General features: G+C 70.1%; 6 protein-coding genes. All 6 read right to left on the bottom strand.

Annotated features, from left to right (window positions below; genetic code table 11):
- On the bottom strand, positions 1-768 hold a 768-nt coding region (truB, locus tag V6M45_RS11125), incomplete at its 3' end, for a tRNA pseudouridine(55) synthase TruB (RefSeq protein ID WP_332656416.1).
- Positions 768-1208, bottom strand: a complete 441-nt coding sequence (gene rbfA / locus V6M45_RS11130; RefSeq protein WP_332656418.1) for a 30S ribosome-binding factor RbfA — start codon at positions 1206-1208, stop codon at positions 768-770. The genes truB and rbfA, both read right to left, overlap by 1 nt.
- Positions 1209-1316: 108 nt before the next feature.
- Complete coding sequence (locus V6M45_RS11135; RefSeq protein ID WP_332656419.1) at positions 1317-2027, bottom strand: DUF2459 domain-containing protein; 711 nt, start codon at positions 2025-2027, stop codon at positions 1317-1319.
- Positions 2024-2674 (bottom strand): hypothetical protein, encoded by a 651-nt coding sequence (locus tag V6M45_RS11140; protein WP_332656421.1) that lies wholly within the window; start codon positions 2672-2674, stop codon positions 2024-2026. Before V6M45_RS11140 ends, V6M45_RS11135 begins: the two co-directional genes overlap by 4 nt.
- Before the next feature lie 39 nt (positions 2675-2713).
- On the bottom strand, positions 2714-3229 hold the full coding sequence (locus V6M45_RS11145; RefSeq protein WP_332656423.1) for a hypothetical protein: 516 nt from the start codon (positions 3227-3229) through the stop codon (positions 2714-2716).
- Positions 3230-3286: 57 nt separating this feature from the next.
- On the bottom strand, positions 3287-5131 hold the full coding sequence (infB, locus tag V6M45_RS11150) for a translation initiation factor IF-2 (protein WP_442880581.1): 1845 nt from the start codon (positions 5129-5131) through the stop codon (positions 3287-3289).
- Between the last annotated feature and the right edge of the window lie 262 nt (positions 5132-5393).

The following is a 5393-nucleotide window of genomic DNA, read 5'->3' on the forward strand; positions in this document are numbered from 1 at the left end:
CCGAAGCGAGAAGGCGTCTTGATCCGTCACGGCCAGCTCCGGGATGTCGTCCAGGGCGGTCGCGACGGGAAGCAAGCCTTCCGAGGCGGCGTCCCTATGCACCAGATCGGTCAGGAAATCCAGCGTGACGGCGTTTTCCGTCGAGAACGGTCCGACCCGTTCGCGACGCAGGGCCGAAACATGCCCCTCGGCGCCCAAGGCCGCCGCCAGGTCGCGGGCCAGCGAGCGCACATAGACGCCCTTGCCCGTGCGGATCGTGAGTTCGACGTAATCGGCGTCGGGCGCGCCCGTGACCGCAGCTTCATGGATGGTCACCCGCCGGCTGGCGAGCTCAAACTCGGCCCCGTCGCGCGCCAGGTCATAGGCCCGTTGGCCGTCGACCTTGATGGCCGAATACTGCGGCGGGACCTGATCGATCTCGCCGACGAAGGCCGGGAGCGCCGCCCGCACCGCCTCGACGGAAGGACGCACGTCCGAACGGCCCGTAATCTCGCCCTCGCGGTCGAGGCTGTCGGTCGAAATTCCCCAGTTGATGGTGAACCGATAGACCTTCTCGGCATCCATCATGAAGGGCACGGTCTTGGTCGCCTCACCGAGCGCGATCGGCAATATGCCCGAGGCCAGCGGGTCCAGGGTCCCGGCGTGCCCCGCCTTCTGGGCGTTGAACAGCCGGCGCACCTTCGACACCGCGTCGGTCGATCCCATCTCCAGCGGCTTGTCGAGGCAGACCCAGCCGTTGACGACGTCGCCCTTCTTGCGGCGGCCCATCAGAGGTCGTCGGATTCGGGCTTGACCACATCGGCCTGCACCCGCGGATCGTCGAGCAGCCGGTTCAGCCGCTCGGCCGCCTCGAAACTGACGTCGTGGCGGAAGCGCAGGTCGGGGGTGAAGCGCATGTCGATATGCCGCCCCAGCGCGCCGCGCAGGAATTTGGCGTGGGCGTTCAGCGCCTTGACGATATCGTCGACGTGGCCGGCGACCGGCGCGCTGTCGACGCCGGCGCCGAGAGGCTCCACGAAGCAGGTCGCGTGCTTCAGATCCGGCGACAATCGCACCTCGGTCACGGTGACCGAAACGCCGATCAGGGCCTCGTCGCGAATCTCGTTCTCGCGCATGACCTCGACCAGGGCATGGCGGATCATCTCGGCTGCGCGCAGCTGGCGCTGGCTGACGGTCCCGGCCTTCGGATTGGGTTTGCGGCTGCTCATGACACTGTCCTCATCGCCTGTCGGGGCTCGGACCCGGCTGAAAAAGCGAAGGCGCGTGGGGTCGGAGAGGCGGAGCCTTTCGAACGCGCCGAAAAACGATCGCGGGGTCTAGTCCCGTGGGGCGGCGGTGTCCAGTTCAGCCCGGTCGATCGCCGCCATCAGCTCGGACGAGACGATGGACCGGAACGGCCGCACCGGCAGCCCCGCTGCATTGAGCACCCCGGCGGTCCAGTGGTTGCACAGGTGGCCGATCGAAAAGGTCTCGCGGCTGGCGAAGAAACGGGCGTCATCGCCCGCGCGGGCGGCGGCGATGCGCGGGGCGCCGCCCGACAGGTCCAGCGACGCCTCCAGCCGCCCGGCCATGGCCTCGAACCCCTCCGGCGTCAGGCGGAAGCTGCGGCGGCCGTCCTCTGCGAACAGCGCGCGCGGGTCGCTCTGGGCGGGGTCGAGCATGATCACCGACGCATTGCCCGGCCGGAAGAAGGCTCGCGCCCCGTCCGGCAGCCGATGCTCCATGGGGCTCTGGTCGACATAGAATTTGGCGTCGCCCCAGCCGATCAGGATCCAGTCGCCGGCGGGCAGGCTGCGCACCGCCTCGGCCAGCGGGCCGCCCCGCGCCTCCAGCGCCGCCCTCGGCACGGCCAGATCCGTGTGAAAGCCATTGTCGAGCAGGTGCAGCTCGACACCCGGACGATCCGCGGCGGCCCGCCAACGGTCCAGGTCGCCGGGCGCGGTCCAGGTCCACAGACCGGCGGCCAGTCCCACGACGGCGGCGAACATCAGGGGCCCCAGACCGGTGCGCGAACCTCGGGATCTCATCGGGTCGAAAAACTCCAGACGCCGCACAGGGCGGCGGGCGGGCTGTCCGGACCGACCGTCCGGGTGCGGAACAACATCAGTTCGATGCGGCCGGCGCGTTGCAGCACGGCCGCGGCGCGTGCGGGTTTGCCGCCGCACAGGCTCGACGGCGGAACGGCCTGCCCCCGCCCCGGCGCGACCACTTCCCGCAGTTCGATCTGGGCGTCCGCCGGAACCCCGAGCCGTTCGGAGAAGGTCTGACCCGCCGTGAAGGCGTCCCGTCCGTAAGCGATACGCAGCGGCCGGGTGCGCAGGGTTTCGCTGTTCCCGAAACGCAGCTCGGCCCCGACCAGGGTCAGGGAGCCGACAGCCGCGAGCGCGGCGGCGTCGGTCAGACCGCCATCGACTCGGGAGTCGCCCGGCGCGTCGTTCCGACCGGCGATGGCGGAGCGGATCCCCCCAAGCCGCCCGGCGACGTCCGACGGCAGGGCGCCGGCCCAGTCGGCGGCCCGCTGTACGGCCGGCCCCGTCCCGTCGCGCAGCGTACGCCAGGCGGCCATTGTGTGTTTCTGTTCGATGGCCAGCAGGAACAGCACCAGGCAGACGAGCGACAGGGCGCCGGCGAGGCGCTTCATCGCGGTCTGGGAGCGGGCCGTGTCGGCGGTCATGGCCTCGACCCTAGCGAGGGTCGGGCGGCAGGTGAACGCCTATCGCCCGACAGGGGCGCCGGGATCGTCAGCGGCGCCCGCGGCGGGCGGCATCGCCCATTCGCCCCGCCAGGAGTAGGACAGCTGGACGCAATGGCGGTAGCCCCCGTCCGACCAGCGGCCCACGGCGTGCAGGGTCAGCGGACGGCCCAGCCGGACCCGCCCCGCCACCAGCCAGGCCTCTTCCGACCCTGGGCACAGGGCGCGCGACAGGCCGCGGCCGTCGCCTTCCGGCGCGATGTGATAGACGGCGTTCTCGCGGGAGCCGGCCGGAAGGGCGCGGCGAACGGCGTCCGGCCCGCCACGGCGGATATCGGCGGAGCCGCGCTGCGAGGTGGAGATGATCCGGCGCACGCTGATGGCCCCGAACAGGCCGCGATCCGCCTCCAGCGTCACGCCCCGCGTCAGGGCCTGGGTGACCCGGTCAGCGGCGTCATAGGCGAGATAGCGCGTCTCGGCCGACGCCGGTCCGGCGACGGCGAGCAGGGCGAGAGCGATGGTCACGAGGCTGCGCATGAAGCGTTGATCCGTGAAGGATGCGGCGAAACGGCGGCGCCAGCGCCGCCGCTCCTGCTACTCGAGCGTCCGCTTGATCTCTTCGACCGTGAAGCACTCGATGTAGTCGCCGGCCTTGATGTCCTGGAAGCCCTGAAAATGCATGCCGCATTCCTGGCCCGACGGGACTTCGTTGACCTCGTCCTTGAAGCGCTTGAGCGTCGTGAGGGTGCCCAGTTCCAGAACCACGACGTCGTCGCGGATGATCCGGACCTTGGCGCCCTTGCGGACCACGCCTTCCGACACCCGGCAACCGGCGATCTTGCCGGTCTTGGAGATGTCGAACACCTGCAGCACCTGGGCGTTGCCCAGGAAGGTTTCGCGCTGCAGCGGCGCCAGCATGCCCGAGAGCACGCCCTTCATGTCGTCGAGCAGGTCGTAGATGATCGCGTAGTAGCGGATCTCGACGCCCTCGCGCTCGGCCAGGTCGCGGGCCTGTTTCGAGGCGCGGACGTTGAAGCCGAGGATCGGCGCCCCGGCCGACTTGGCCAGCTGCACGTCGCTCTCGGTGATGCCGCCGGCGCCCGACATGACGGTGCGCGCGCGGACCTCCTCGTTGCCCATCTTGTCCAGCGAGCCGACGATGGCTTCGGCCGAACCCTGCACGTCGGCCTTGATGATGACCGGCAGTTCCGAAACCTTCTTGGACTGCAGCTTGGACATCATGTCGACCAGCGAGACCTGGTTGATGCCGCCGGTGGCCTTCTCGCGCTTCACGCGGGCGCGGTACTCGGTCAGTTCGCGCGCGCGGGCCTCGCTCTCGACCACGGCGAACGGCTCGCCGGGGCTGGGCGCTTCGTCGAGGCCGAGGATCTCGACCGGAACCGACGGCCCCGCCTCGGTCAGCTGGGCGTTGCGTTCGTCCAACAGGGCGCGAACCTTGCCCCAGGCCGAGCCGGCCACGACGATGTCGCCGCGCTTCAGGGTGCCGCGCTTGACCAGGACGGTGGCGACCGGGCCGCGACCCTTGTCCAGCTTGGCCTCGATGACCACGCCTTCCGAGGTGCGTTCCGGATCGGCCTTCAGGTCCATCATTTCGGCCTGCACCAGAATGGCCTCGATCAGGCCGTCCAGGTTGGTGCGGTTCTTGGCCGAGACCTCGATGATCTGGGTGTCGCCACCCAGGCTCTCGGCGATGACCTCGTACTGCAGCAGTTCATTGACGACCTTCTGCGAATTGGCGTCCGGCTTGTCGATCTTGTTGACCGCCACGATGATCGGGGCGTTGGCCGCCTTGGCGTGCTGGATGGCCTCGATGGTCTGGGGCATGACGCCGTCGTCGGCGGCCACGACCAGAACGACGATGTCGGTGACGTTGGCGCCGCGCGCCCGCATCGCCGAGAAGGCCGCGTGGCCCGGCGTGTCGAGGAAGGTGACGCGCGCGTCGTTGGGCAGGCGGACCTGATAGGCGCCGATGTGCTGGGTGATGCCGCCGGCCTCGCCCGAGGCGACGTCGGTGGTGCGCAGCGCATCGAGCAGCGAGGTCTTGCCGTGGTCGACGTGGCCCATGATGGCCACGACCGGCGCGCGGGGCGTAGTCGCATCGTCGTCGACGGCGTCGGAGAGGAAGCCCGTCTCGATGTCGGATTCCGAAACCCGCTTGACCGACATGCCGTATTCGTCGGCGACCAGTTCGGCGGTGTCGGTGTCGATGACGTCGTTGATCTTCACCATCAGGCCCTGACGCATCAGGAATTTGACGATGTCGACCCCGCGAACGGCCATCCGGTTGGCCAGATCGCCGACGGTGATGACGTCGGGAATGACGACCTCGCGCGGACGGTTCGGCGCATCGGTGGAGCCGCCCTTGCGCTTTTCCTTCTCGCGTTCGCGGGCGCGGCGGACCGAGGCCAGCGAGCGCATCCGCTCGGCGGCGTCCTCGTCCCCGCCGGCCACGGCCTGGATGGTCAGGCGGCCTTCGCGACGCTTGGGCTCGCCGCGCGTGCGGCTGACAGCCTTGCCGGGACCGGCGTCCGAGAAGCGCTTGTCGCGATCCTCCTCGACCTTGCTGCCCGCCGGACGGCCGAAGCCGGCGCGGGCGGGACGGGCGACGTCGGGCGTCGCGGGCGGCGCGTTCGGGGTCGGACGGCCGCCGGGGCCGGTGCGCGGACCGCCCGGACGGGCG

Origin of the sequence: Brevundimonas sp. (assembly GCF_036676055.1) — a bacterium.
Lineage (GTDB): Bacteria > Pseudomonadota > Alphaproteobacteria > Caulobacterales > Caulobacteraceae > Brevundimonas.